This is a genomic window from Bacillus sp. 3a (genome assembly GCF_017161885.1).
In the GTDB taxonomy this organism is placed as follows: domain Bacteria; phylum Bacillota; class Bacilli; order Bacillales; family Bacillaceae; genus Bacillus; species Bacillus safensis.
In genome coordinates this window covers 2294773-2321370 of sequence record NZ_CP067376.1, presented here as the reverse complement: position 1 = coordinate 2321370, position 26598 = coordinate 2294773, and the positions used below count along the sequence as shown (strand labels likewise).

At 46.6% G+C, this 26598-nt stretch carries 22 protein-coding genes; 15 read left to right on the top strand and 7 right to left on the bottom strand.

All coding sequences use genetic code 11. The features are described 5' to 3' along the window. The first annotated feature begins 93 nt into the window (after positions 1-93). Complete coding sequence (locus JJ692_RS11815) at positions 94-858, top strand: DeoR/GlpR family DNA-binding transcription regulator (protein ID WP_206533791.1); 765 nt, start codon at positions 94-96, stop codon at positions 856-858. Between the two features lie 17 nt (positions 859-875). On the opposite strand, the gene JJ692_RS11810 is transcribed toward JJ692_RS11815, so the two are convergent. Continuing rightward, positions 876-1454 (bottom strand): branched-chain amino acid aminotransferase, encoded by a 579-nt coding sequence (locus tag JJ692_RS11810; RefSeq protein ID WP_206533790.1) that lies wholly within the window; start codon positions 1452-1454, stop codon positions 876-878. Positions 1455-1579: 125 nt separating this feature from the next. Between JJ692_RS11810 and JJ692_RS11805 the strand changes: the two genes are divergently transcribed. The 6 genes from JJ692_RS11805 (at position 1580) to JJ692_RS11780 (ending at position 9305) form a co-directional block, all read left to right on the top strand. Then, entirely contained in the window at positions 1580-2713 is a 1134-nt protein-coding gene (locus JJ692_RS11805) for a CdaR family transcriptional regulator (protein ID WP_206533789.1), read from the top strand. A gap of 78 nt (positions 2714-2791) precedes the next feature. Further along, positions 2792-4201: a glycolate oxidase subunit GlcD gene (gene glcD, locus JJ692_RS11800; RefSeq protein WP_206533788.1), complete on the top strand. Its 1410-nt coding sequence runs from the start codon at positions 2792-2794 to the stop codon at positions 4199-4201. After that, a complete protein-coding gene (locus JJ692_RS11795) occupies positions 4198-5538 on the top strand; it encodes a (Fe-S)-binding protein (RefSeq protein ID WP_073205879.1) in 1341 nt (446 codons plus the stop codon). Before glcD ends, JJ692_RS11795 begins: the two co-directional genes overlap by 4 nt. 72 nt (positions 5539-5610) lie before the next feature. Beyond that, positions 5611-7095: a spore germination protein gene (locus JJ692_RS11790; RefSeq protein ID WP_029707952.1), complete on the top strand. Its 1485-nt coding sequence runs from the start codon at positions 5611-5613 to the stop codon at positions 7093-7095. A 12-nt stretch (positions 7096-7107) separates the two neighbouring features. Continuing rightward, positions 7108-8208, top strand: a complete 1101-nt coding sequence (locus JJ692_RS11785; RefSeq protein WP_185854468.1) for a GerAB/ArcD/ProY family transporter — start codon at positions 7108-7110, stop codon at positions 8206-8208. Continuing rightward, positions 8205-9305, top strand: coding sequence for a Ger(x)C family spore germination protein (locus tag JJ692_RS11780; RefSeq protein WP_185854469.1), 1101 nt, complete (start codon positions 8205-8207; stop codon positions 9303-9305). The genes JJ692_RS11785 and JJ692_RS11780 overlap by 4 nt, the downstream gene beginning before the upstream one ends. A 6-nt stretch (positions 9306-9311) precedes the next feature. Here JJ692_RS11780 and JJ692_RS18960 read toward each other — a convergent pair whose 3' ends face one another. Together JJ692_RS18960 and JJ692_RS11770 are read right to left on the bottom strand one after the other, a co-directional pair. After that, the gene (locus tag JJ692_RS18960; protein ID WP_225315522.1) at positions 9312-9863 is read right to left on the bottom strand and encodes a hypothetical protein; all 552 of its coding nucleotides are present in this window, start codon (positions 9861-9863) and stop codon (positions 9312-9314) included. 546 nt (positions 9864-10409) lie between these two features. Beyond that, entirely contained in the window at positions 10410-10640 is a 231-nt protein-coding gene (locus tag JJ692_RS11770) for an excisionase family DNA-binding protein (RefSeq protein ID WP_039179160.1), read from the bottom strand. 168 nt (positions 10641-10808) lie between these two features. Between JJ692_RS11770 and JJ692_RS11765 the strand changes: the two genes are divergently transcribed. The 4 genes from JJ692_RS11765 to JJ692_RS11750 all read left to right on the top strand — a co-directional run bounded on the left by JJ692_RS11765 (position 10809) and on the right by JJ692_RS11750 (position 14016). Next, entirely contained in the window at positions 10809-11216 is a 408-nt protein-coding gene (locus JJ692_RS11765; RefSeq protein WP_073205885.1) for a GtrA family protein, read from the top strand. 4 nt (positions 11217-11220) lie between these two features. After that, the gene (gene galU / locus JJ692_RS11760) at positions 11221-12102 is read left to right on the top strand and encodes a UTP--glucose-1-phosphate uridylyltransferase GalU (RefSeq protein WP_206533787.1); all 882 of its coding nucleotides are present in this window, start codon (positions 11221-11223) and stop codon (positions 12100-12102) included. A gap of 53 nt (positions 12103-12155) precedes the next feature. Next, the gene (uptA, locus tag JJ692_RS11755; RefSeq protein ID WP_024425701.1) at positions 12156-12758 is read left to right on the top strand and encodes an undecaprenyl phosphate transporter UptA; all 603 of its coding nucleotides are present in this window, start codon (positions 12156-12158) and stop codon (positions 12756-12758) included. 119 nt (positions 12759-12877) lie between these two features. Then, a protein-coding gene (locus tag JJ692_RS11750; protein ID WP_206533786.1) for an IS3 family transposase occupies positions 12878-14016 on the top strand; the annotation gives its coding sequence in 2 pieces (ribosomal slippage) (positions 12878-13139 and positions 13139-14016; 1140 coding nt in all). Positions 14017-14073: 57 nt separating this feature from the next. Here the strand turns inward: JJ692_RS11750 and JJ692_RS11745 are convergent. Then, positions 14074-14895 (bottom strand): uroporphyrinogen-III synthase, encoded by an 822-nt coding sequence (locus JJ692_RS11745; protein WP_025093161.1) that lies wholly within the window; start codon positions 14893-14895, stop codon positions 14074-14076. A gap of 142 nt (positions 14896-15037) precedes the next feature. Between JJ692_RS11745 and JJ692_RS11740 the strand changes: the two genes are divergently transcribed. Continuing rightward, the gene (locus tag JJ692_RS11740) at positions 15038-15658 is read left to right on the top strand and encodes an acetate uptake transporter (protein ID WP_025093160.1); all 621 of its coding nucleotides are present in this window, start codon (positions 15038-15040) and stop codon (positions 15656-15658) included. Between the two features lie 37 nt (positions 15659-15695). Here JJ692_RS11740 and JJ692_RS11735 read toward each other — a convergent pair whose 3' ends face one another. After that, on the bottom strand, positions 15696-16715 hold the full coding sequence (locus JJ692_RS11735; RefSeq protein ID WP_024427753.1) for an LLM class flavin-dependent oxidoreductase: 1020 nt from the start codon (positions 16713-16715) through the stop codon (positions 15696-15698). Positions 16716-16897: 182 nt separating this feature from the next. On the opposite strand from JJ692_RS11735, the gene JJ692_RS11730 reads away from it, so the two are divergent. Genes JJ692_RS11730 through JJ692_RS18955 form a run of 3 tightly spaced genes read left to right on the top strand, consistent with a single transcriptional unit; the run spans position 16898 to position 24584 of the window. Further along, on the top strand, positions 16898-22117 hold the full coding sequence (locus JJ692_RS11730) for a hypothetical protein (RefSeq protein ID WP_346986668.1): 5220 nt from the start codon (positions 16898-16900) through the stop codon (positions 22115-22117). Continuing rightward, entirely contained in the window at positions 22114-22755 is a 642-nt protein-coding gene (locus tag JJ692_RS19310; RefSeq protein WP_481747500.1) for a collagen-like triple helix repeat-containing protein, read from the top strand. Before JJ692_RS11730 ends, JJ692_RS19310 begins: the two co-directional genes overlap by 4 nt. Next, on the top strand, positions 22653-24584 hold the full coding sequence (locus JJ692_RS18955; RefSeq protein ID WP_481747511.1) for a beta strand repeat-containing protein: 1932 nt from the start codon (positions 22653-22655) through the stop codon (positions 24582-24584). The genes JJ692_RS19310 and JJ692_RS18955 overlap by 103 nt, the downstream gene beginning before the upstream one ends. Before the next feature lie 20 nt (positions 24585-24604). Here JJ692_RS18955 and JJ692_RS11720 read toward each other — a convergent pair whose 3' ends face one another. Then, on the bottom strand, positions 24605-25165 hold the full coding sequence (locus tag JJ692_RS11720) for a CatB-related O-acetyltransferase (protein ID WP_024422637.1): 561 nt from the start codon (positions 25163-25165) through the stop codon (positions 24605-24607). A gap of 64 nt (positions 25166-25229) precedes the next feature. Beyond that, entirely contained in the window at positions 25230-26597 is a 1368-nt protein-coding gene (locus JJ692_RS11715) for an MATE family efflux transporter (protein ID WP_206533785.1), read from the bottom strand. Between the last annotated feature and the right edge of the window lies 1 nt (position 26598).

Here is a 26598-nt window from a genome sequence, read left to right as displayed (position 1 = left end):
AAGGAGAAAAGAGAATCAATTGACCTAATCCATGTAAGAGAATTTATTGGTATAATGGAAAAAGGACATTCGGATTGATTGGAGATATGAAGTATGATAAAAACAAAACGGATTCAGCAAATCAAAGAGTATGTGTTTGACCGGGAATCTGCCTCACTTGATGAGCTTGTGGCGCATTTTGGTGTCTCAAAAAACACGATACGCCGAGATGTACAGGCATTGGTCGAGTCCGGCGTGCTCAAAAAAGTGTATGGCGGAGTGGCTGTGAACCACTCAACGTTAGTGGTGTATCAGGAGCGAAAGATTCGTCAGCTCAGTAAAAAGCAATTGATCGGTCAGACAGCTGCCGCTTTTGTGGAAAACGGGGATATGATTTTTATTGATTCTGGTACGACAACGTTTGAGATGCTCCCCTATTTGACGGAGAAACAGGTGACCATTGTGACCAATAATGTCGATTTCATTACACAGGCGATGCCTTATGAAAATCTCACCATCTTTTCCACTGGCGGGATGCTTGAAAGGAAAACGAATTCTTTCGTTGGTTATCAAAGTGTTGAGCGCTTAAAAGCTTACAATGTCAATAAAGCCTTTATCGCATCAACTGGTTTATCCATTGATCACGGCGTCACGAATTCGTCTCCGCTTGAAACCGATATTAAAAAGACGCTTGTTCAAAAAAGTGCCAAAACCTTTTTATTAGTGGATGATAGCAAATTCGATCATTACGCCTTGACCACGTTTTGTGATTTGCACGAGATTGATATCGTCGTGACCAATCAGGAGCCACATGAAGATTATCTTCAATATGGAAAAGAGCATGATGTACGGTTTGTCACACCTTCATCAAATGAATAAATGGACAAAAAAACGGCTCAGGAATTTGAGCCGTTTTTTGATTCATTGATTTCAAGCTGCACGATCATACGGAATAAAAATCGATACACGGCCGAGATGACGTCAATGAAAGCCGTATCTTCGTGGATATTCTCAAGCTCAAGAAGCTGCAAATTCACATCAAATAAGCCATCTTGTCCATTAAATTGAAGCTGAGCACCATTTAATGGCGATAGCATGTCCTTTAGAATATTCGTGTCTTTTTTAGGACGTTTTAAACCGAATAGGACGGTATACGTCTGAAACACTTCATCCCATTCAATGGCCAAGCCATCCACTTTCACGACATCAAACCACTTGGATTCGATATAAATGAATTCTTTTTGATGTTTTTTCACATATGTAAGCGGTGTGTTTAGAAATGAGGCGTTTTCTGTTTGAATCATGTTCTCTGATTCCTTGTCTACACGCTCTATATATACATCGCCAAAACGGGCTTCTTCTTTTATTTTCGCTCCTTCTAATGTCCAATTGCGGCGCGCCGCTTCATCATATTCAAAGTCGGTCAGCGCCTGTCCTTCTTTCAGTAAGTCTTGTAAGCGATTTTGCAGTGACATGGCTATGTCTCCTTTCTTCTCCTTCATGTGTGTTTATTATTTTAGCATAACTCATGAAAAGAAAGATATGTCCCAGCATATGATGGTATGATAGTGTCAAAAGAAACATCTCGGAGGGGTACGTTTTGCTCACAATGACACTGGCAGAAAAAATCGTAGATGAGGTTAAAAAGGTGCTGACTGAGGAAATCATCATCGCACAAACAAACGGCACCATCATTGCAGCCACAGATCCAGCGCGCGTTGGACAATTTCATGAAGGAGCGTATCTGACATCTTTTGAAGGACAGAAACGAATTCTCACAAAGGATGACCAGCAGCACATGAAAGGCGTCAAAGCTGGCATCAATCTGCCTATTTATTTTAAGCAAGAGGTCATCGGGGTCATTGGAATGACAGGAGATCCTGTACATGTGTCTCCTTTTGGCGAAATATTAAGAAAAATGACCGAGCTGCTTATTCATGAACATGAATTTTTTCAAGAAACTGAAACGGATGAACGTCAGCTCGAAGCGTTTGTATTCGACTGGCTTCATCTGCCAGAGACAGCGATTGATCTCACTGAAAAAGCGTCGCGGCTTCAGCTTGATATCAACAAGGAGCGCGCAGTTGTTCTGATCGATTGTCAGGATGAATCGTTTATGAAGCAGAATCAATACAAAGAATTGAAGGAAACGCTGCATCTCAACAGCCAGGAGATCATCGTCCGCTGGGGGCATGGCCGCTTTTTACTCATGCTGCAAACAACAGCAGATGATCGTAAAGCCCTGCAGCAGCGCCTGTTTCACATCCATGCCTCCCTTACGGCGCGGAGCTCGCCCGGGGTTTTGATTGGAGCGGGAAAACCAGCAGCTGCTCATTTGATGAAGCAATCGTTTCAACAAGCCTTTCGAGCATTAAAAATGGCCCATGCTGATACCCCGATTGTATTTGATGAAGATTTAACGCTCGAACTTTTTATGGAGGAAGTCAGTCAGGAAACAAAAGAAGTGTTTCTCGATCGAACGATCGCCCCTCTTTTCCCCTATCCTGAATTAGTGAAAACATTGCGGGTACTCATGACCTCAGATTGCTCATTGAAATATACCGCAGAAGCGATGCATGTCCATATCAATACACTGCATTACAGGCTAAAACGAATCCAAGAGTTAACGACACTTGATCCAAAGCGCATGCAAGATGCCATGCTCTTTTATTTAGCCTTCATGCTATTAGATGATGATCCAAAAAAACGAAGTGAACAGCCCGATATTTTGTAGAATCGTCCATAGGCATAAGGCGATTCTTTTTTTATACTGAAAGAAACGATACGTCTCATCAATAGGAGTTGAATGCGTATGTTACATTCTGAATTTTTAAATCAATTAAAAAAGATTGTTGGCGCGTCTTACATGCAGGACAGTAAAGCCGATCGGCTTGCCTACTCTTATGATGCAACACCAAATTTTCAGCATATGCCAGATGTCATCGTAAGCCCGCATACGGCTGAGGAAATCCAGCAAATTGTCCGGCTCTGCGCCTCGTATAACATACCGATCGTGCCAAGAGGATCAGGAACGAACCTTTGTGCAGGCACATGTCCCACTCAAGGCGGACTTGTGCTGCTGTTTACAAGAATGAACCAATTAATAGAAATAGATGAAGAAAACCTGACAGCAACGGTGCAGCCTGGTTTGATCACACAGGAATTTATTCGCCAAGTAGAGGCGAAAGGCCTCTTCTATCCACCTGATCCAAGCTCTATGAAAATCTCTACATTAGGCGGAAATATTAATGAAAATTCAGGTGGTCTCCGGGGGTTAAAGTATGGAGTGACGAGGGATTATGTACTTGGACTTGAAGTCGTTCTGCCAAACGGTGACATCATCAAAACAGGCGGCAAGCTTGCAAAGGACGTGGCCGGGTATGATATGACCCGTTTGTTCGTAGGTTCAGAAGGAACGCTCGGGATTGTCACTGAAGCCACGCTAAAGCTTTTGCCACTTCCAGAAACAAAACAAACGATGCTTTGCTTATATGAAAGTTTAGAGGAAGCCGCCGCTTCAGTGTCGGCGATTATTGCAGAGCGTATCATCCCCGCCACATTAGAATTTATGGATCAGCCGACTCTGGAAGTCGTTGAAGACTTTGCAAAAATCGGTTTGCCGACTGACGTTCAAGCGGTGCTGTTAATCGAACAAGACGGCCATCCCGAGGCGGTTGCCCGTGATATGCAGAGCATCGCAAAAATTTGCCAGCAGCACGGTGCAAAAGAAGTAAATATCGCTCATTCTGAAGAAGAGGCAAATGCACTTTTAACAGCGAGACGATCCGCTTTATCTGCCCTCGCCCGCTTAAGCCCGACGACCATTTTAGAAGATGCTACAGTCCCTAGGTCTGAAATTGCCAGCATGGTGCGGGCGATCGAAGACATTGCGAAGCAGTACAAAGTGAAAATCTGTACATTTGGTCATGCAGGTGATGGCAATTTGCATCCTACTTGTGCAACAGATGCAAGAAATGAAGAAGAAATGAAACGGGTGGAAGAAGCCTTTCAGGCCATTTTTGAAAAAGCAGTCTCACTTGGCGGCACCATTACGGGTGAACATGGCGTGGGTCTTATGAAAGCCCCTTACTTAGAACTGAAGGTTAAAAAAGAAGGCATTGCGGCAATGAAAGCGATCAAACATGCGCTAGACCCGGAAAATATCATGAACCCTGATAAAGTGTTCGGAAAAGCCGCAAGAAAGCGGGTGGTGGTCTCATGAGTTCTAAACAAACAGAGATTCAGCAAGCATTTCAGCAGCAAATGGACGAAAAAGAGCTGCTCAATTGCATGCGCTGCGGATTCTGCCTTCCTTCCTGTCCGACTTATATTGAATCTGGTCAACAAGAAACACACTCTCCCCGCGGCCGAATTGCTTTAATGAAGGCGGTGAGAGACGGCGTCATTGAGCCAGATGAAGATGTCGAGCATTCACTGAATCTTTGTCTTGGCTGCCGTGCATGTGAACCGGTCTGCCCTTCCGGCGTTAAATATGGACGGTTACTTGAAGATGCAAGAGACATCATTCAGCAGCACAAAAAACAATCCATTCCTGTCAAACTTGTAAGACGTGTCGTGTTTAAAGGTCTCTTTCCTTCACAAAGCCGAATGCGGAAAGCAGCAGGACTTCTTCGTTTTTATCAAACATCTGGTCTGCAAACGGCTGCCCGCAAAACTGGCATGCTGAAGGTGCTTCCACCGCATTTACGTCTGATGGAACAGGCGCTTCCAAAGGTGCCGCGTCAACGAAAAAGCCGTTTGACGGAATACAAAGCCGCCGGCCCAGCGAGAAAACGGGTCGCCTTTTTTACTGGCTGTTTAATGGACACCGTTTTTTCCAGCACAAACGAAGCGACCATCCAGCTTTTGCAGCTGGCAGGCTGTGACGTCATCGTCCCTCCTATTCAGACGTGCTGCGGAGCGCTCCATGGCCATAGCGGTGAAAAAGAACAAGCGAAACAGTTAGCAAAGCGGAATATTGAAGCGTTTGAAGAGATAGATGCGGATGCCATAGTCATGAATGCGGGCGGTTGTGGCGCTTTTTTAAGTGATTACGATCATTTGCTTTGCGATGATCCGGATTTTGAAAAGCGAAGTGAAGCCTTCTCAAAGAAAATCACGGATATATCAGACATTTTAGTGGAGCTGGAATTTCACCGCCGCATGCCGCTTGCTTTGCCAGAGCAGGTCATCACCTATCAGGATTCTTGTCATTTGCGGAACGGAATGGGTGTACAGCATGCACCAAGGGTGCTGATGAAGGCCATTCAAGGTGTATCATTTAAAGAAATGAAGGATTCGGGCCGGTGCTGCGGCTCAGCTGGCATTTACAACATCTTGCAGCCAAAGATGTCGATGCAAATTTTAGATCATAAAATGACAGAAGCCACTCAAACAAAGGCCGCTGCCATCGTTACGTCTAATCCAGGCTGTCAGCTGCAAATGGCAGCAGGCATCAAACGCTCAGGACACTCACCGAGCATGCGTGCCGTCCATCTAGCTGATTTATTATTAGAAGCCGTTCTATATGAAAAAAAAGCGTCCAGCCCATCAAGCTGAACGCTTTTTTCATGCATATCTTTAGACAATCGGTTAGATAATAGAGGCAAATCGCCGAAGGAGCTGGTCCAAATGCTGAAGAAAAACAAACAACAAAAGGACCCGAATTCAGTATTTGAAGCATTGTCACGTTCTGCTGATTTTACAAATGAGCTGTCTCGAAATGGAGATTTTCTGTATAGGATTTCCTTTTTTCGTTCATTGATTAATGGACATCTTCTACATGAACAAATTCTCCCCTCCCTCAAACAACTGCACCTGTCACCCACTCTTGAAGAGCTGAAAGAACGAATTCCCATTGAGCAGGCTGTCATCACGAGCGATCTTCAAAAAGTGCAAGAAGCCCTTCACCGGGGCAGCATTGCGATTAGACTTGAGACAGACTGGGGCAAAACGCTTCTCTTGCCGATTGAAGAAAAGAAAGGCAGACAAATAGGTCCGCCTGAAATTGAATTTGGGATTATCAGTGCACAGGAAGCATTTGTGGAGGTTTTAGATACCAATTTAAATTTGGTCAGACGGCGGCTGCCGACGCCTAACCTGAAAGTTGAGGAAAAGACGGTTGGTACGCTCTCTCAAACAAAAGTTGCCGTGTTATATATTGAAGAAATCGCCAACCCGGAAAACATCGAAACGGTTCTTCAGCGAATTGAGGACGTTGATTATGATCAGATTTTAGATGCGAATTACCTCGCTCAAATGCTTTATGATGTATCCAATACGATCTTTCCGTTGTTTTTGAATACAGAAAGACCCGACCGCGTGTCTTCAGGCTTATCAGAAGGGAAAATTGCCATATTAGTTGATGGTTCGCCTCATGTCTTGCTTGCCCCAACTATTTTACTTGAGTATTTTTCCACGATGGAAGACTACAATATGTCATGGATTGCGGCTTCTTGCTTTAGGCTGTTACGCATATTTGCTGTGATATTTTCCATTTTTGCGACACCTTTATATGTCGCCGTTTTAACCTTTCATTATGAACTGATCCCAAAGGATTTATTAGAAACCATTGTCTCCTCGCGCTATCTTGTGCCATTTCCTCCGATCATTGAGGCACTATTTTTAGAGATTTCGATTGAATTACTAAGAGAAGCAGGTTCAAGGCTCCCAGCTAAAGTCGGTCAGACGCTCGGGATTGTTGGAGGGATTGTCATTGGACAGGCTGCTGTAGCAGCAGGCTTAACGAGCAATATTTTACTCATTATTGTTGCCCTGTCTGCTCTCGCCTCATTTGTCACGCCTATATACAAAATGGGCAGTACCATTCGGCTGCTGAGATTTCCTTTTTTAGTTGCAGCACAGGTTTGGGGCGCATTAGGTATTGCTGTGATGGGATCTTTTCTGCTCACCCATTTAATGAAATTAACTTCAATTGGCCGGCCGTATTTAGAGCCTATTTTTCCAATGCGCCTTGCTGATTTAAAGGGCAGTTTGATTCGTCCTCAGCTCCGTTTTTTGAACAAAAGGCCGGAAAATTTACGTCCTCAAAATGAAACCATCCATCGCTCTAAGCCGAAGCAAGGCCGCAAGGGGAAAAATGATTTTTATGAATAAGGAAGTGAAGGCATGAGCTCTTCTTCTGTCAAAGAGAAATTTCAAGTATCCCCTTATTTTGTGTTTTTTCTCATCAATGCCAATCAAGTCGGTGTCAGCATTTTAAACTTTCAAACAAACCTTGTTCGTTCTATCAATAATGATGGATGGATCGCTATTTTGATTTCTGGCATGAGCGTCAATGTGATGATCTTTCTCATATACTTAATGTTTAAAAAGGCACCTTCGGATGAATTTGGTGAAATCGCGCAATATGTATTTGGCAAATGGATTGGGCAATTATTCAACATTCTTTATATCTTATATTTTGCTTCTTTGTCGCTGACCGTTCTTATCCATTACATGGATGTGATCCATGTATGGCTGTTTAAAGAAATTCCTGGTCTTTTGTTTGCGTCTGTACTGCTTCTGCTTGTGTATTACATTCATACTGGCGGCTTTAGAACCATTGCTGGATGGGCATTTTTTAGTGTTGTATTGACGTATTGGATGACGTTTATCTGTTTTTATGCCATGAAATATAGTCACATTCGTTTCATGTTCCCAATGTTTGATCATACATTTTCGCAAATGCTCGTGGGAGTCAAAGATGCATCCTTATCCATGTTTGGTTTTGGCACGCTGCTTGTCTATTATCCCTTTATTAAACAAGCTCAGACATCTCAAAAATTTGCTCACATGGGGGTATTATTTACGACATGCTTAAATTTGCTCACTTTTCTCGTCTCTATAGCGTATTACTCAAGTGCTCAGCTCAAATTAACAAAATGGCCGACGCTAACGTTAACGAGCATTGTGAAGCTTCCGTTTATCCAGCGCTTTGAATTTATTGAAGTGTCTCTTTGGCTGCTTCTGATCATTCCTAATATCACGATTCCATTATGGGCAGCGAGCCGAATGGCAAAAAAAATGCTTCATACGAGCCAGCGCGTCACGTACATCGGGCTCAGCATCCTCATTCTGATCATGTTTTCGTTTTTTGCCAGTGCAACTTCTTTTGAAACCTTTAATCAATGGGTGGAATTTAGCGGATTCATTCTGATCTATGGATTGATTATCTGTATGGTCATTGGACTGATGCTGAAAAAAAGGAGGGGGAAAAAACGAGCATGAAACGTTATATACTTACGGGCCTCATGTTGTGTAGTCTTTTGTTAACCAGCTGTGCAGAGCCCCGCCTTTTAGATGAATTAAATATCTCTCAGGCGGCAGGATTTGATTTATTGGAAGATGGAGAAATGAAGGGCTTCTTTGTCTTCCCTGTCTTTAAAAGTCAAGAGCAAGGAAGTTATCAAATATTAAGCGGAAAGTCAAACACCATTAGTAATATTCAATTTCTCGTGTCAGAAGAATCACCTTTTCCAGTAGTCATGGGCCAGGTGCTCGTTATTTTAGTCAGTGAAAAGTTAGCAAAAGAAGTCGGCATGATCGATTTAATGAATTATATTTATCGTGATCCTATCATTGGTTCACGCCAAGTGTTTGCGATTGTAGGCGGAGAAGTTGAAGAGTTATTATACACAAAAATGAATCAAACGAACTTAAATATAGGTGTATATCTCTCTGACATGTTGGCCCAAAATATGCGAAATGGCAATGAACCTGTCACCAATCAGCATATTTTTATGAATCAGATGCTGGCAAAAGGGGTCGATGCATACCTCCCTTACATCAAAAAAACAAGCAGTGCTATAAAGGTCTCGGGTGTCGCTCTTTTTGATCAAGAAAAAATGGTGGGGCATATTCCGGCGGAAGAAACGTTTACGTTTAAAGCCATGATTGAAAACCATAAAAACGGCATTTATGAATTTCGTTTTCATGATAAGTGGAAGACTCATGTTGTGATTGAAAATATCAAATCACGGGTGTCTTATCATATAAAACCAACTGAAAACCTCACTAAAAAACCCCATATCACGATTGATATCAAGCTGAAAGGCGAATTAAAAGAATTCATGAAGTCCAAAAAAATTGATAAACCATCTATATTGGACCATGTTGAAAAAGAAGTAGAAAAACGTGTCGCTCAGCAAGGACAAGACCTTGTTCAATCCTTTAAAAAGCAAAACATAGATCCGCTTGGGCTGGGCCTGAGGTATAGATCAAAAGACAAAGCAGTAACACCAGAAAAGTGGAAAAGCATTTATCCTGATGCAGATGTACAAGTTAAATGCCACATGAAGATTGTTCAAACCGGAGTCAGCCAATAAAAAGGCTTATTCAAATATGTCTTGCTTGTTCTCCAAGATGTTGGACACTTTCATTTTCACTCGTGGAACCGGATCTTTTTGATGAACATCATGTGAAATCTTTTCTACTTCATTTTTATCAGTTCTAAGAATTTTAGGTGAAAATTTTTCCACAAGAGGCGGTCTATTCCCTTTTGCACAGTTTGCCATTGTATCTAGTGCAATGAAGCAGAAAGGTCTTCCTTTGTTTAGCCAAGATTTCATTCTCTCCCAGGTTGGGCAGCTGACGGCTGCCAGCCTTTCCCACTGATCGTGAAAATGGGTGCAATTTGACTCCATCCAATCCAAAATTTTGTGAGAACGGAAACGATGCAGGCAAATAAAAGCCTCTAACGGCAATTCTTTTTCACTGATCGATTTCAATTTTTCTAATATATGGTGTAATCCCTCATCTCCTGGCAAACTGCTGGCTGCTGCCCACGAAAGTGGGTAAAGGAATTCTTCGTCCTCGTAATCCAAAAGTTCCCTGACCCATTCAGCGGCAAATGTATCTAGAACATCAGCCGTGATCTCTAACATTCACTTCGGCATGCTCCGTTTCATGAAACCTACTTTGAATAGAATCCAAGATTTTTTGCTGGTCGTGCTGTTTCAAAGCATCGATCACATCATCCTCAAGAAACCATCTAGTGATTGAAAAGTCTAATAAAGACACCAAATTATGCCTAACGGCTTGTAATGTTGGAGCTTTCTCGCTTTTGGTGATGACGACATCCTCCTCTACTTGAAAAGCCTGTCCGTCCTCTCCATAAAAATCATCGCGGGAGTAAAAATTGTTTAGGAGAATGGAGAACAGCTAGGTTATACCATTCAATAGGCCGTAATGAATAGCTGAGTAGTCTTTCGTGCCATTGATGGCATAATTCATAAGGCTGTTTCGGTTCATCAGTCGCTTCTAAAATGTTCATTTCGTTTTTTTTGACCGGCTTCACATAAAGTAGTTGTCCCCATTATTTTCACTTACTTTTACTGCTAATGAATGGTCATTCTGCTTCTTTCAAATAGAGATTATTCTATCTATCACCCACGGCCATTAATCCATGTTGAATAAATTGAAAAGATATTCTAATCTTCATCCTTTACATCGGGATCTTCCGGAATCGGTTCATTTAAGATCTCTTGGACGAGCTCTTTATATTGTTCGAGCTGCTTTAAATGCGTTTGAAACTGCCCTTGATAAATGAGATAAGATTCCCCGTCAAATACGTAACGAATCTTTTTTTGCTGGATTAATTTTTCAATATACGCTTCTGATACTTCCAAGTATTCAGCTGTTTCTGCGATTGTTAAATACATGTTTGTGCACCACCCGTTCGTTTCATCTAGCAAATTATATCACGAGCTGGTGAAAAAACAGATATCGCTTGTTCATGTTTTTTTCATCTTTTCTTCACTGATTCGTCAACTCACTTTTGTACAGTATTCATACACCCACTCAAACACTAGGAGGTGATGATCCTTCGGATGACAAAGAAAAATATTCGGATCTATGCCGCATTTTTAACTGTAGGCGCTAGCAATACGATGATTGACTTTCTGTTCTTCTTTTTTTTAACTGCTTGCTTTGTTCCCCCTTTTCTTGCCCAGTGCCTGTCCTATACTGCAGGAATGCTGAACAGTTATGTTTGGAATCGAAAATGGACGTTCCAAGTGAAAAAGAAAGCTGACAAGTGGGAATGGATCAAGTGGGCCACAGTCAACGGCGCAGCGTGCCTCCTCACCTATGTTGTCTTATATGTCATACAGCAAGCAGGTTTCTCATTATTCATTAGTAAAGCGATTGGTACCCTTCTTGGCATGATGATCACTTTTACTGGAAGCCGCCTATGGGTTTTTCCATCAGAAAATAAACCATCAGAAATGGAGCGATGATTCAATGAACATTAAAAAAGCCGTCATACCAGCAGCCGGATTAGGCACACGTTTTTTACCCGCAACGAAAGCACAGCCAAAGGAAATGCTGCCTATTATCGACAAACCCGCCATTCAATACATAGTTGAGGAGGCTGTTCAATCAGGCATTGAAGATATACTAATTATCACAGGAAGAAATAAAAAATCGATTGAAGATCACTTTGACCGTTCGATTGAGCTAGAACACACGTTGCTTGAAAAAGGGAAAGAAGAACAGCTGGCTGAAATCAAACATATTGCGGATATGGCCAATATTCATTATATTCGTCAAAAGGAGCCCTTAGGTCTTGGACATGCGGTATTATGTGCACGTCATTTTATTGGCAATGATCCTTTTGCGGTCCTTTTAGGTGATGATGTCATGGTGTCAGAAAGACCTGCACTCTCTCAGCTCATGGAAGTCTTTGAAGACAAACAAAGAGAGGTCATTGGCGTCCAGCAAGTGGATCGTCTAGATGTCAGTAAGTATGGTATGATAAGACCAGCTAGAATAGACGGTCAAGTGTTTGAAGTCACAGACTTAGTGGAAAAGCCAGCAATTCATGAAGCTCCTTCCGATTTAGCCGTCATGGGCAGGTACCTGTTAACACCATCGATTTTTCCTATTTTACAAGGAATCGAGAGAGGTACCGGGAACGAAATCCAGCTGACAGATGCACTGAAAATCATTGCACATGAATCACCCATTTATGCAACACAATTAGATGGGATGAGATTTGATGTTGGTGATAAGCTCGGCTCGTTTAAGGCAGCGGCAGAACTTGGATTAATGCGTCATGATATGCGGCCAGCCATGCTAGCATATATGCAAAGCATACTCATGAGAGAAGAAAAACAAGCATAGGCTCTTATAAGGATGCTTGAAGAAAATTCGTATTTAAAGGCAGAGTGAAATGAATGGGAACCTTGTTTAATGAAATTTTAACCTGGCTGACAAGCCTAGGTTACGCGGGTGTTGCACTTGGACTGATGATTGAAATCATTCCGAGTGAAATTGTACTTGCCTATGGCGGATATATGGTATCAACAGGCACAATTGGTTTTGTAGGAGCTGTGATTGCCGGCGTCATCGGTGGTACGCTCGCCCAGTGTTTTATTTACTGGATCGGTCTGTACGGCGGACGACCTTTTTTAACAAAGTATGGAAAGTATTTATTCATCCATGAACATCATATCGCGACTGCAGAGCGCTGGTTTGATCGGTATGGAACCGGTGTAGTCTTTACCGCCCGCTTTATCCCTGTTGTCCGTCATGCCATCTCGATTCCAGCGGGTATTGCCAAGATGCCTTTTTTGAAATTTGTTTTCTTGACAGGATTAGCTGCCATCCCTTGGTCTATCTTATTTATCTATCTTGGCATGCAGCTTGGGACGAAATGGGATCATATTCAAAGTGTTGCTCATGCTTATACAACCCCCATTATGGTCATTGCCATCGTCCTGATTGTTCTCTACTTTGTACTCAAAAAAATTCGGACGAATCGAAAACGGACAATCTAACAAAAAAGCCTTTCACTGATCTGGGGGACTGACCCCATAAGATGAGACAAATAAAAAACACCTTCAAGTTTGAAAACGGATCGTTGTAATCCGAAATAAAACATGGAGGTGTTTTTTCTATGGGGACAAGAGTGAGTTATCCGGTTGAAGTCAAGCAGAAGGCTGTAGAAATGAGATTGGCAGGCGTATCTATGAAAGAGATCATGCAGGAATTGAATATCAAGAATAAGACGCAGGTTCAGACATGGGTGAGGTGGCATAAGGCTGGGGATACACACCGGTTCCGAAAACAATATACCTATGGAAAGGGTCCCGAGTACTCTTCCGAATTAGAGAGACTGCAGGCAGAAAATCGCTATCTGAGTCAACAGAATGAAGTTTTAAAAAAGTACAACGAATTGGAAAGGAAGTTGATAAAGAAACGTCAATCAAACTAGTAGAAGAATTGTGCAAAATGATGACAGTACAGGACATTTGTGTCCATTTAGGCATCTCTCGCGCTTCGTACTATAGATGGAAAAAAGATCTGACTCAGAATCATTCTAAAAAACAACTAGAGGAACAAATCGGCACGTTGTGCCGAGAGCACAAGTATCGATATGGATATCGAAAAATCACAGCCATACTAAAAATGAGGTTGCATATTAACCATAAAACTGTTCAACGTATCATGCAGAAAAACCAGTGGCAGTGCCGGGTTAAAATGAAAAAGCGTAAGAAGAATGGGCAGCCCTATGCCGTGGCCGGTAATATACTGGATCGGAACTTTCAGTCTGATCGCCCTCTTGAAAAACTAGTAACGGACATCACGTATTTGCCTTATGGACAGAAACAATTGTACCTTTCCAGTATATTGGATTTATATAATGGAGAAGTGATTGCTTTTACGATTGGTGATAAGCAGGACACGGACTTTATTTTAAACACAATTGATCAGCTCCCAGCACTGCCTGAGAACTGCGTGTTACATAGCGACCAAGGTTCTGTGTATACATCTTACGAGTATCAGAAAGCTGTTCATATAAAAGGCATTACCATGAGCATGTCCCGTAAAGGGACGCCCGCTGATAATGCCTCCATCGAATCGTTTCATTCCTCGCTAAAGTCTGAAACGTTCTATCTTCACAGCATTGATCGAACTACGACCACCATCGTAGAACGCACTGTCAAAGAATACATTTATTATTATAACAACATTCGTATTCAAACGAAACTAAACAACCAATCACCGATCAACTATCGGCAATTGGCTGTATAAAGGTGTTTTGATCCCTGTCTCAAAAACGGGGGTCAGTCCCCTGGTGAAAGGCTTTTTTTATATGTGTGCTGATTGTTTTTTCATATATTGGGATAATTCTATAATCATTGCTCCCATTCTCTCAAGTGACGGGGCAAGAATTCGGTCTATTCCTTCTTCTTTTAAAGCTTCAGCCGTAACTTTTCCGACAGCTACTGCAAGCACATCCTGCTCGAATAATGCTTGCAATTCTTCTTTTCTGCCCCACTCTGCGGCTAGTTTGAAAAAAGCGTGGACCTGGACAGCGGTTGTAAAACAGACGGCATGAACTTGTCCATCTTTCATTTCTTGCAGCAGCGTTTCAGCTGCCTCTGGTTCAGGAGGTGTGTGCTGATATGGTAAAAGCGGCAAAACATCTGCCCCCTTGTCATGTAAAAACTGAATGAGAGCTGGTGCATTTTCACCATGAAGCTGCACCATCACGCGTTTTCCTTGAAACTCCTTGTCTTCAAGCTTTGAAATCAAGTCACGAACCGTTCCGTCTTCATCAGAGACCTCTGGCTGAATTCCGCGTTTTTTCAGCGCAGCAAAGGTTTTGTACCCTCTTGAAGCAATATGTGCGTTTGATAGAATGTTCATAAATTCTTTACCAAGCTGCAGCTCTTCTGCACTCTCAATCAATGTATCTGTACCGATGCCTGTTGTCAAGATCACCCAGTCGGCCCCTTGTCTCACAAAGGTTTCTATGCCTGGCTTTAAATCCTCTTTGGCTAAAAATACGGTTCCTTGAAGAGAGCGAATAACGGCTTGTCCTCCTTGTTTTTCGACAAGTGTACGCATTTCTTCTGTTTTTCTTGTTCCACAAATGGCAATCGTTTTTCCAGATAAGCCTTTACTCATGTTATCCCTCTTTTTCTATCACATTTGATATGTATTAAATATAGATTTATTTGGAAGACGATGCAAGTGTCTACTAAAAAAGAGCTTGACGTTTCTATCGAATTCGAGTATCTTTTGTAAGTGCAAATTGTAGGAGGTCATTATGGAAAAACAGAATGTTCAAGCAATTCGATTATCAATTGCAGACCCAACACCACTTGGTTTGTTTGGTTTAGCAATGGTGACGCTCGTTGCGTCCTCACAAAAACTAGGAATCACAGATGGCACTTCTCTTATTTTACCTTGGGCTATCTTCCTTGGAGGAATCGCGCAGCTGATCGCGTCCATACAAGATTCAAAGCATCATAATATTTTTGGAGCCACTGCTTTTGGCGCATTCGGTCTTTTCTGGATGGGCGTTGGAACAACTTGGCTCATTCAAGCCGGCGTCTTTGGGAAAACGCTTGCGGGAGCAGCAGATCCAAAACAGCTAGGCTTTGCGTTTATTGGTTATTTGATTTTCAGCTTGTTTATGACGATTGGTGCAATGGAAACACATAAAGTGTTATTTTTGATTTTCGTCTTTATTGATTTCTTATTCATTGGTCTTTCCCTTAGCACTTTTGGTGTGATGTATGATGTGACTCATACCATGGCTGGTATTGCAGAATTGATCATTTCTCTGCTTTCATTTTATGGTTCTGCAGCTGTTGTTCTTAATACACATTTTGGCCGTATTGTTCTGCCAATTGGACAACCATTTCGCATTTTTACAAAAGATTAAATAAAAAAGAACTGCTCTGTGCAGTTCTTTTTTATGTTTATTTTTCTTGTGCCTCTTGAAAAATCTCTCCGATGATTTCATACGAGCGCATTCTTTCTTGATGGTCAAACATATCCGAATTAATCATCACTTCATCTGCTTGAGTAGCTTCTATAAAGGCTTCTAATTCTGTTTTCACCTTTTCTTTATCCCCAATGATAGTCGAGCTTAATTGTTCATCCACCATCGCCTTTTCATATGGACTCCAAAGACCGTCCATGCTGTCGACAGGCGCCTTCAGTTTTCCTGGTGTGTTGCGAATGAGACTTAAAAACCGCTGATAATGAGAGGTTGCCAAATATTCAGCCCGTTCTGTTTGATCTGCAGCAAAAACCGTCACACCGACCATGGCATAAGGCTCTTTTAATACATCAGAAGGTCTAAATGACTGTCTGTACAACTCTAATGCGGGAATTGTATTTTTAGGTGAGAAGTGTGCTGCAAAGGCAAATGGCAATCCAAGTTCTCCTGCAAGTCTAGCGCTAAAACCGCTTGAACCAAGGAGCCAAATTGGAATGTCCAGGCCTTCTCCTGGAACAGCTCTTACATGTTTTTTAACCTGACCGGTCGGTTTGAAATATTGACGAAGTTCTTCAAGCTGCTCAGGGAAATCTTCTCCGTTATGAAGATTACGTCTAAGCGCTCTTGCTGTTAACTGATCTGTCCCTGGTGCTCTGCCAAGACCTAAATCAATTCTCCCCGGATACAATGTCTCAAGTGTGCCAAATTGTTCGGCAATGACAAGTGAAGAGTGGTTTGGCAGCATAATCCCGCCAGATCCTACTCGAATTTTTTCGGTTCCTCCCGCAATATATCCAATTAAAACAGACGTTGCAGAGCTCGCTACCCCTTCCATGTTATGGTGTTCTGCCAGCCAGTATCTATGATAACCCCACTTCTCCGCCTTCTTTGCTAAATCCATACTACGATCAAAAGATTCTTTAATGGTACCTCCTTCTGTCACTGAGGATAAATTTAAAACGGAATAGGCTTTGCCTTGTAAAACTGATTGACTCATATATGATGTCCCCATTTCTGTCAAAAATCATACTATTTTATACTTTCAACACCATAACACAAATCAATGAAAGATTTAAATGATTTGATTCGATGATTTTCGAAATGATGATTTTCTAGGTTTTACTTCCAATTTGAAAATTTGCACATAGAATGAAATATCAATTCTAGGAGATGGGCAATTTGTACAATCAATTCGAACACAAATGTCCCTTTTGCGGTAAATACCATGAACAGCCTCATTACAAAAGATCACGTCATGACCGTCCTCGAAAAAGAGACTGTCCATTCATTAAACAAGAATATTCAAAACAAAATATATCTCAAGGGAATCAACCTTGCCACAATGCAAAAGGAATAAAACAATCAAAACAAAATCAAAGAGCTGGACCAAGAGGCCCGGCAGGCCCAGCAGGTCCCCCTGGACCAACCGGACCTACTGGACCTGCTGGCGGGTTAACCGGCGCCCTTCCTTTTAATCCCTCACAATCACAAGATTACGATGCAGGGCAAGTGGTCACGTTTGATGGCAGTACTTACATTGCCAATGTTGACGCTCCATCAGGAATACCTGGACTCTCCCCCGACTATACCCTTTTAGCTGCTTCTGGAGAAACCGGTCCTACGGGTCCTACTGGGATCGGATTAAGTGGTATTGAAGCCTATGATCCTGTTATGGCACCAACATATTCAGTCGGTCAAGTGGTCACTTATGGTGGTGGTACGTATATTGTGGATTCTGCACCACCTTCAGGTACGCCAGATACGTCGCCAGATTACACACTTTTAGCAGCACCAGGTGAAACTGGACCTACCGGTGCTACAGGTAGTACTGGGTCAACTGGACCTACTGGTGCAACGGGGATCACTGGATCAACTGGAGATACCGGCGCCACGGGGATTACCGGGTCAACTGGACCTACTGGCGCAACGGGGATCACTGGAGATACCGGACCTACTGGTGCCACGGGGATTACTGGAGCTACCGGGTCTACTGGTGCCACGGGGATTACCGGGTCAACTGGACCTACTGGTGCTACTGGGATTACTGGATCAACAGGGTCTACCGGTGCTACAGGTATCACTGGAGATACCGGACCTACTGGCGCAACGGGGATCACTGGAGATACCGGACCTACCGGTGCAACGGGGATCACCGGATCAACCGGGCCTACTGGTGCCACTGGTAGTACTGGGTCAACTGGTTCTACCGGTGCCACGGGAATCACTGGGACTACAGGCAGCACTGGACCAACTGGGCCTACTGGTGCCACGGGTAGTACTGGAGCTACCGGGTCTACTGGTGCCACGGGGATCACCGGATCAACTGGAGATACCGGCGCCACGGGGATTACCGGGTCAACTGGACCTACTGGTGCTACTGGGATTACTGGAGCAACAGGGTCTACCGGTGCTACAGGTATCACTGGAGATACCGGACCTACTGGCGCAACGGGGATCACTGGAGATACCGGACCTACCGGTGCCACGGGGGTTACCGGATCTACTGGTGCCACTGGCAGCACTGGACCAACTGGGCCTACTGGTGCCACGGGTAGTACTGGATCAACTGGAGATACCGGTGCCACGGGGATTACCGGATCAACTGGAGATACCGGTGCTACAGGTATCACTGGACCTACTGGTCCTACTGGTGCCACGGGGATTACTGGATCAACCGGGCCTACTGGTGCCACTGGTAGAACTGGACCAACTGGTGATACCGGCGCCACGGGGATCACCGGATTAACCGGACCTACTGGGGCTACAGGTATCACTGGAGCTACTGGAGATACGGGGGCTACAGGCAGCACTGGACCTACTGGTCCTACCGGCGCCACGGGGATCACCGGATTAACCGGACCTACTGGTGCTACTGGGATTACTGGATCAACCGGGCCTACTGGCGCAACAGGGATCACTGGAACAACTGGACCTACCGGGGCTACTGGGATCACTGGAACAACTGGACCTACCGGGGCTACTGGGATCACTGGGTCAACAGGTCCTACCGGGGCTACTGGGATTACTGGATCAACTGGACCTACTGGTGCCACGGGGATTACTGGAGCTACCGGGCCTACAGGTATCACTGGAGCAACTGGAGATACGGGTGCCACGGGTAGTACTGGATCAACTGGTCCTACTGGTGCCACGGGGATCACTGGACCTACTGGACCAACTGGCGCAACGGGGATCACTGGAGCTACTGGGCCTACCGGCACCACAGGGATTACCGGATCAACTGGAGATACGGGTACTACAGGCAGCACTGGACCTACTGGTCCTACCGGTGCGACTGGGATTACTGGAGCTACCGGGCCTACTGGCGCAACGGGGATCACTGGACCAACTGGACCTACTGGCGCCACGGGGATCACTGGAGCTACCGGACCTACCGGTGCCACGGGTAGTACTGGATCAACCGGATCTACTGGTGCCACGGGGATCACTGGACCAACTGGGCCTACTGGTGCCACGGGGATTACCGGAGCTACTGGAGATACCGGGGCTACTGGGATTACTGGGGCTACCGGTGCCACGGGGATTACCGGATCAACTGGACCTACTGGTGCCACGGGGATTACCGGACCAACTGGTCCTACTGGGGTGACAGGTATCACCGGATCAACTGGGCCTACTGGCGCAACAGGGATTACCGGATCAACTGGACCTACTGGTGCCACGGGGATTACCGGATCAACTGGACCTACTGGTGCCACGGGGATTACTGGAGCTACCGGGCCTACAGGTATCACTGGAGCAACTGGAGATACGGGTGCCACGGGTAGCACTGGACCAACTGGTCCTACTGGTGCCACGGGGATTACCGGATCAACCGGGTCTACTGGTGCCACGGGGATTACCGGATCAACCGGGTCTACTGGTGCCACGGGGATTACTGGGGCTACCGGTCCTACCGGCGCAACGGGGATCACTGGAGCTACCGGACCTACTGGTGCCACGGGGATTACTGGAGCTACCGGGCCTACCGGCGCAACGGGTAGCACTGGGTCAACTGGACCTACTGGCGCAACAGGGATCACTGGAGCTACCGGACCTACTGGTGCCACGGGTAGCACTGGGTCAACTGGACCTACTGGGGTGACAGGTATCACCGGATCAACAGGGCCTACTGGCGCAACAGGGATTACCGGATCAACTGGACCTACTGGTGCCACGGGGATTACTGGAGCTACCGGGCCTACAGGTATCACTGGAGCAACTGGAGATACGGGTGCCACGGGTAGCACTGGACCAACTGGTCCTACTGGTGCCACGGGGATCACTGGACCTACTGGACCAACTGGCGCAACGGGGATCACTGGAGCTACTGGGCCTACCGGCACCACAGGGATTACCGGATCAACTGGAGATACGGGTACTACAGGCAGCACTGGACCTACTGGTCCTACCGGTGCGACTGGGATTACTGGAGCTACCGGGCCTACTGGCGCAACGGGGATCACTGGAACAACTGGACCTACTGGCGCCACGGGAATCACTGGAGCTACCGGACCTACCGGTGCCACGGGTAGTACTGGATCAACCGGATCTACTGGTGCCACGGGTAGCACTGGACCAACTGGTCCTACTGGTGCCACGGGGATTACCGGAGCTACTGGAGATACCGGGGCTACTGGGATTACTGGGGCTACCGGACCTACCGGTGCCACGGGGATTACCGGATCAACTGGACCTACTGGTGCCACGGGGATTACCGGACCAACTGGTCCTACTGGGGTGACAGGTATCACCGGATCAACTGGGCCTACTGGCGCAACAGGGATTACCGGATCAACTGGACCTACTGGTGCCACGGGGATTACCGGATCAACTGGACCTACTGGTGCCACGGGGATTACTGGAGCTACCGGGCCTACAGGGATTACCGGATCAACTGGAGATACGGGTACTACAGGCAGCACTGGACCTACTGGTCCTACCGGTGCGACTGGGATTACTGGAGCTACCGGGCCTACTGGCGCAACGGGGATCACTGGAACAACTGGACCTACTGGCGCCACGGGGATCACTGGAGCTACCGGACCTACTGGTGCCACGGGGATTACTGGAGCTACCGGACCTACTGGTGCCACGGGGATTACCGGATCAACTGGACCTACTGGTGCCACGGGGATTACTGGAGCTACCGGGCCTACAGGTATCACTGGAGCAACTTCAAGATACGGGTGCCACGGTAACACTGGACCAACTGGTCCTACTGGTGCCACGGGATTACTGGAGCTACCGATTACGGCAACGGGTAGCACTGGGTCAACTGGACCTACTGGCGCAACAGGGATCACTGGAGCTACCGGACCTACTGGTACACGGATTACTGGAGCTACCGGACCTACTGTTCCACGGGATTACTGGAGCTACCGGCTGCCACGGGGATTACTGGGGCTACCGGTCCTACCGGCGCAACGGGGATCACTGGAGCTACCGGACCTACTGGTGCCACGGGGATTACTGGAGCTACCGGACCTACTGGTGCCACGGGGATTACTGGGGCTACCGGTCCTACCGGCGCAACGGGGATCACTGGAGCTACCGGACCTACTGGTGCCACGGGTAGTACTGGAGCTACCGGGCCTACCGGCGCAACGGGGATTACCGGTGCTACCGGACCTACTGGTGCCACGGGGATTACCGGATCAACCGGGTCTACTGGTGCCACGGGGATTACCGGATCAACCGGGTCTACTGGTGCCACGGGGATTACTGGGGCTACCGGACCTACTGGTGCCACGGGGATTACTGGAGCTACCGGGCCTACCGGCGCAACGGGTAGCACTGGGTCAACTGGACCTACTGGCGCAACAGGGATCACTGGAGCTACCGGACCTACTGGTGCCACGGGTAGCACTGGACCAACTGGTCCTACTGGTGCCACGGGGATTACTGGAGCTACCGGGCCTACCGGCGCAACGGGTAGCACTGGGGCTACCGGACCTACTGGTGCCACGGGGATTACTGGAGCTACCGGACCTACTGGTGCCACGGGGATTACTGGGGCTACCGGTCCTACCGGTGCCACGGGGATTACTGGGGCTACCGGGCCTACCGGCGCAACGGGGATTACCGGTGCTACCGGACCTACTGGTGCCACGGGGATTACCGGATCAACCGGGTCTACTGGTGCCACGGGGATTACCGGATCAACCGGGTCTACTGGTGCCACGGGGATTACTGGGGCTACCGGTCCTACCGGCGCAACGGGGATCACTGGAGCTACCGGACCTACTGGTGCCACGGGGATTACTGGAGCTACCGGGCCTACCGGCGCAACGGGTAGCACTGGGTCAACTGGACCTACTGGCGCAACAGGGATCACTGGAGCTACCGGACCTACTGGTGCCACGGGTAGCACTGGGTCAACTGGACCTACTGGGGTGACAGGTATCACCGGATCAACAGGGCCTACTGGCGCAACAGGGATTACCGGATCAACTGGACCTACTGGTGCCACGGGGATTACTGGAGCTACCGGGCCTACAGGTATCACTGGAGCAACTGGAGATACGGGTGCCACGGGTAGCACTGGACCAACTGGTCCTACTGGTGCCACGGGGATCACTGGACCTACTGGACCAACTGGCGCAACGGGGATCACTGGACCTACTGGGCCTACCGGCACCACAGGGATTACCGGATCAACTGGAGATACGGGTACCAGAGCAGCACTGGACCTACTGGTCCTACCGGTGCGACTGGGATTACTGGAGCTACCGGGCCTACTGGCGCAACGGGGATCACTGGAACAACTGGACCTACTGGCGCCACGGGGATCACTGGAGCTACCGGACCTACCGGTGCCACGGGTAGTACTGGATCAACCGGATCTACTGGTGCCACGGGTAGCACTGGACCAACTGGTCCTACTGGTGCCACGGGGATTACCGGAGCTACTGGAGATACCGGGGCTACTGGGATTACTGGGGCTACCGGACCTACCGGTGCCACGGGGATTACCGGATCAACTGGACCTACTGGTGCCACGGGGATTACCGGACCAACTGGTCCTACTGGGGTGACAGGTATCACCGGATCAACTGGGCCTACTGGCGCAACAGGGATTACCGGATCAACTGGACCTACTGGTGCCACGGGGATTACCGGATCAACTGGACCTACTGGTGCCACGGGGATTACTGGAGCTACCGGGCCTACAGGTATCACTGGAGCAACTGGAGATACGGGTGCCACGGGTAGCACTGGACCAACTGGTCCTACTGGTGCCACGGGGATTACTGGAGCTACCGGGCCTACCGGCGCAACGGGTAGCACTGGGTCAACTGGACCTACTGGCGCAACAGGGATCACTGGAGCTACCGGACCTACTGGTGCCACGGGGATTACTGGAGCTACCGGACCTACTGGTGCCACGGGGATTACTGGGGCTACCGGACCTACTGGTGCCACGGGGATTACTGGAGCTACCGGGCCTACAGGGATCACTGGAGCAACTGGAGATACGGGTGCCACGGGTAGCACTGGACCAACTGGTCCTACTGGTGCCACGGGGATTACTGGAGCTACCGGGCCTACCGGCGCAACGGGTAGCACTGGGTCAACTGGACCTACTGGCGCAACAGGGATCACTGGAGCTACCGGACCTACTGGTGCCACGGGGATTACTGGAGCTACCGGACCTACTGGTGCCACGGGGATTACTGGGGCTACCGGACCTACTGGTGCCACGGGGATTACTGGAGCTACCGGACCTACTGGTGCCACGGGGATTACTGGGGCTACCGGACCTACTGGTGCCACGGGTAGCACTGGACCAACTGGTCCTACTGGTGCCACGGGGATTACTGGAGCTACCGGGCCTACCGGCGCAACGGGTAGCACTGGGTCAACTGGACCTACTGGCGCAACAGGGATCACTGGAGCTACCGGACCTACTGGTGCCACGGGGATTACTGGAGCTACCGGACCTACTGGTGCCACGGGGATTACTGGGGCTACCGGACCTACTGGTGCCACGGGGATTACTGGAGCTACCGGACCTACTGGTGCCACGGGGATTACTGGGGCTACCGGGCCTACTGGTGCCACGGGTAGCACTGGGGCAACTGGTCCTACTGGTGCCACGGGTAGTACTGGATCAACTGGTCCTACCGGTGCCACGGGGACCACTGGAGCTACCGGACCTACTGGAGCCACGGGTAGTACTGGATCAACTGGTCCTACCGGTGCCACGGGGATTACTGGATCCACCGGATCTACTGGTGCCACGGGTAGCACTGGGGCAACTGGTCCTACTGGTGCCACGGGGATTACCGGATCAACCGGACCTACTGGCGCTACAGGCATCACGGGTGCGACGGGTATCACTGGGGCTACTGGTCGTACTGGCGCTACAGGTATCACCGGATCAACCGGACCTACTGGCGCGACCGGTGTTACTGGTGTCACTGGGGCTACTGGAACAGGTGGTTTTACGGATACAGCACTTTATGCTGCTAATAGTTCTGGACCTACCATTATCACTGTAGCTGGTGGAACCAATATTCCTCTGCCAAACTTTCAAAACATTACTGGTTTTACAGCAAACGGAACGAGCACTGTTTTTACCGTTTTGCAAACTGGCAAATATTATATTACGTATCAAGTTAATACCACCACAGCTCTTTTAATTAATACACGTTTGCTTTTAAATGGAGATACTGTGTCTGGTTCTGTTCAATCACCGGTTATCTCTACTTCGTTTCTCAATAATACTTTAATCGTCAATATAACAGCTGGAAGCACCATTTCGCTGCAGTTTTTTGGGGCAGTTGTCACAGCTATTTTAGTTGGCGGGGGCGGTGCTGCAGGTGCTGCAGGTGCTAGCTTGACCATCATACGGCTTAGCTAAACAAAAAAAGAAAGGCTTTCTCAGCCTTTCTTTTTTATATCTTCTATTACAGTTATACAACGTTCAATATCATGGGATTGCAAAAGGTGAAATATAGATTGGATGATTGAAAACTCTAAATTCCACCATTCTAATAACTGCAGTTTTTCGATTATTTCGGATGAAAATCGATATTTCATGAGCTGCTGGGGATTTCCTGCTGCAATTGCATATGGCGGCACATCTTTTGTGATCACACTATTTGCCCCGATCACGGCCCCGTTTCCTATACATACTCCTGACATAATCGTCGCACCATATCCAATCCATACGTCATGTCCAATATGAACATCCCCCTTCGATTTGGGATGTCCTTTAATATGGGCAGCTTCTTTAAAAATTTGATTAAACGGGTACGTTGTGACCCAATCAGTACGGTGTTCCCCGCCTAGAAAAATTTTCACCTCGTTTGCGATAGAACAAAACTTCCCAATATGTAATGTCGTTCCTTCCCCCCACGTCAACACTTGGAAATCTGGTCCGGCATAAGAAAAGTCACCGATATTGTACGAGCTTAGTTCACTTCTTTGATTCAAAAACATAAAAGATCCGGCCTCCTTAAAAGTGAGAGATCTTCGTATGTATATGCTGCTTTACGCTTTCACATTATGATTGAACAAGCGCTACAATTTGTTTTTTCTTCCATACGAGCTGATAGTAGCTGTATTGGAGGAGTAAGTTCACAAAGAACGCAGCAGGGTAGCCAATCCATATTCCCTTAATGCCAAGGGATGTATAGTGTGATAGCACATAAGCGACTGGTACTTCTACAAGCCAAATGGAACAAATACTAAAGATCGTTGGCCAAAGAACTGTCCCGCTTGCTCTCATTGTGGCTGCAACAATTTGGGCCGTTCCAAAAATGAGATAGCTCCATAGTGTAATGACGACCAAACTATAGGCAATGTCTATCGTCTTAGGATCTGTTAAAAAGATAGATAAAATCTGCGGTGCAAAAATATAAACGAAAATAATGATACATCCGCCTATGGCAAAGTTAAGTCCTAACCCAATTTTAATGACATCTTTCAGTCGATTCATATTCCCTGCACCAATGAATTGTGCTGCAAAGATTGAGACCGCAATGCCAAGACTCACTGCCGGCATCTGCACATAACTCACGACTTGATTGACAACACCATAGGCAGCTGTCGCCTGTGATCCATAATCGTTGACGAAAGAAATAACGGCAATTTCTGATAAAGAAATAAGGATCATATTAATGCTTGATGGGATACTGAGCTTTAATAACGTTTTTAATAGATCCCCTTTCATTAATAAATGCTTTCTCACCGATGCATCAATGCGAAGCGGATGCTTTGTCTTATATAAGTAGATATGTAGAATGATAAACGTCACAATTGTTGAAATCACAGAAGCATACGCAGCGCCGTATAAGCCGAACGCTGGCAGTCCCAGCCAGCCAAATAATAAAATGGGCAGCATCAAAATATTCGTTGCCGTACTAACCATTAAGAAATAAAAAGGTGTTTTCGAATCCCCTGTTCCCCTCAAGAAGGTCGTATAAACAAAATAAAGAAATAAGATCGGCATTGAGATGAATAGAATTCTAGCATATGCCGCACTTTCCTCCACGATATTAGCGGGTGTTCCCATGAGGTTTAAGATATCAGTTGCGAAAAAACCTCCAATGATCGCTAAAGATACCCCAATCAAAAAAGTGAATGAAAGCGTTGTGCCAATAATTTCTTTTAATTTCTGTTCATTTTTTGCTCCATACGCTTGTCCAATAAGGATCGAGCTCCCCGATCCAATGCCAATGGAAAAAGAAACGAGTAAAAAGAAAAGCGGAAAGAATGCAGAAATGGCAGCTACTGCATCCTCTCCAATCCATCTTCCGACAAGAACAATTGACACTAATTGTCCGATCGATTGCAAAATATTACTTAGCAAAAGCGGGATGAGAAAAATGGACATGGTTTTTACTAAAGATTGATTATTATCTAACGTCATG

Coding starts and splice junctions, on each gene's coding strand:
- JJ692_RS11815 (WP_206533791.1), top strand. CDS start 94: ATGATAAAAACAAAACGGATTCAGCAAATCAAAGAGTATGTGTTTGAC.
- JJ692_RS11810 (WP_206533790.1), bottom strand. CDS start 1,454: ATGTCACTGCAAAATCGCTTACAAGACTTACTGAAAGAAGGACAGGCG.
- glcD (WP_206533788.1), top strand. CDS start 2,792: ATGTTACATTCTGAATTTTTAAATCAATTAAAAAAGATTGTTGGCGCG.
- JJ692_RS11795 (WP_073205879.1), top strand. CDS start 4,198: ATGAGTTCTAAACAAACAGAGATTCAGCAAGCATTTCAGCAGCAAATG.
- JJ692_RS11790 (WP_029707952.1), top strand. CDS start 5,611: ATGCTGAAGAAAAACAAACAACAAAAGGACCCGAATTCAGTATTTGAA.
- JJ692_RS11785 (WP_185854468.1), top strand. CDS start 7,108: ATGAGCTCTTCTTCTGTCAAAGAGAAATTTCAAGTATCCCCTTATTTT.
- JJ692_RS11780 (WP_185854469.1), top strand. CDS start 8,205: ATGAAACGTTATATACTTACGGGCCTCATGTTGTGTAGTCTTTTGTTA.
- JJ692_RS18960 (WP_225315522.1), bottom strand. CDS start 9,863: ATGTTAGAGATCACGGCTGATGTTCTAGATACATTTGCCGCTGAATGG.
- JJ692_RS11770 (WP_039179160.1), bottom strand. CDS start 10,640: ATGTATTTAACAATCGCAGAAACAGCTGAATACTTGGAAGTATCAGAA.
- JJ692_RS11765 (WP_073205885.1), top strand. CDS start 10,809: ATGACAAAGAAAAATATTCGGATCTATGCCGCATTTTTAACTGTAGGC.
- galU (WP_206533787.1), top strand. CDS start 11,221: ATGAACATTAAAAAAGCCGTCATACCAGCAGCCGGATTAGGCACACGT.
- uptA (WP_024425701.1), top strand. CDS start 12,156: ATGGGAACCTTGTTTAATGAAATTTTAACCTGGCTGACAAGCCTAGGT.
- JJ692_RS11745 (WP_025093161.1), bottom strand. CDS start 14,895: ATGAGTAAAGGCTTATCTGGAAAAACGATTGCCATTTGTGGAACAAGA.
- JJ692_RS11740 (WP_025093160.1), top strand. CDS start 15,038: ATGGAAAAACAGAATGTTCAAGCAATTCGATTATCAATTGCAGACCCA.
- JJ692_RS11735 (WP_024427753.1), bottom strand. CDS start 16,715: ATGAGTCAATCAGTTTTACAAGGCAAAGCCTATTCCGTTTTAAATTTA.
- JJ692_RS11720 (WP_024422637.1), bottom strand. CDS start 25,165: ATGTTTTTGAATCAAAGAAGTGAACTAAGCTCGTACAATATCGGTGAC.
- JJ692_RS11715 (WP_206533785.1), bottom strand. CDS start 26,597: ATGACGTTAGATAATAATCAATCTTTAGTAAAAACCATGTCCATTTTT.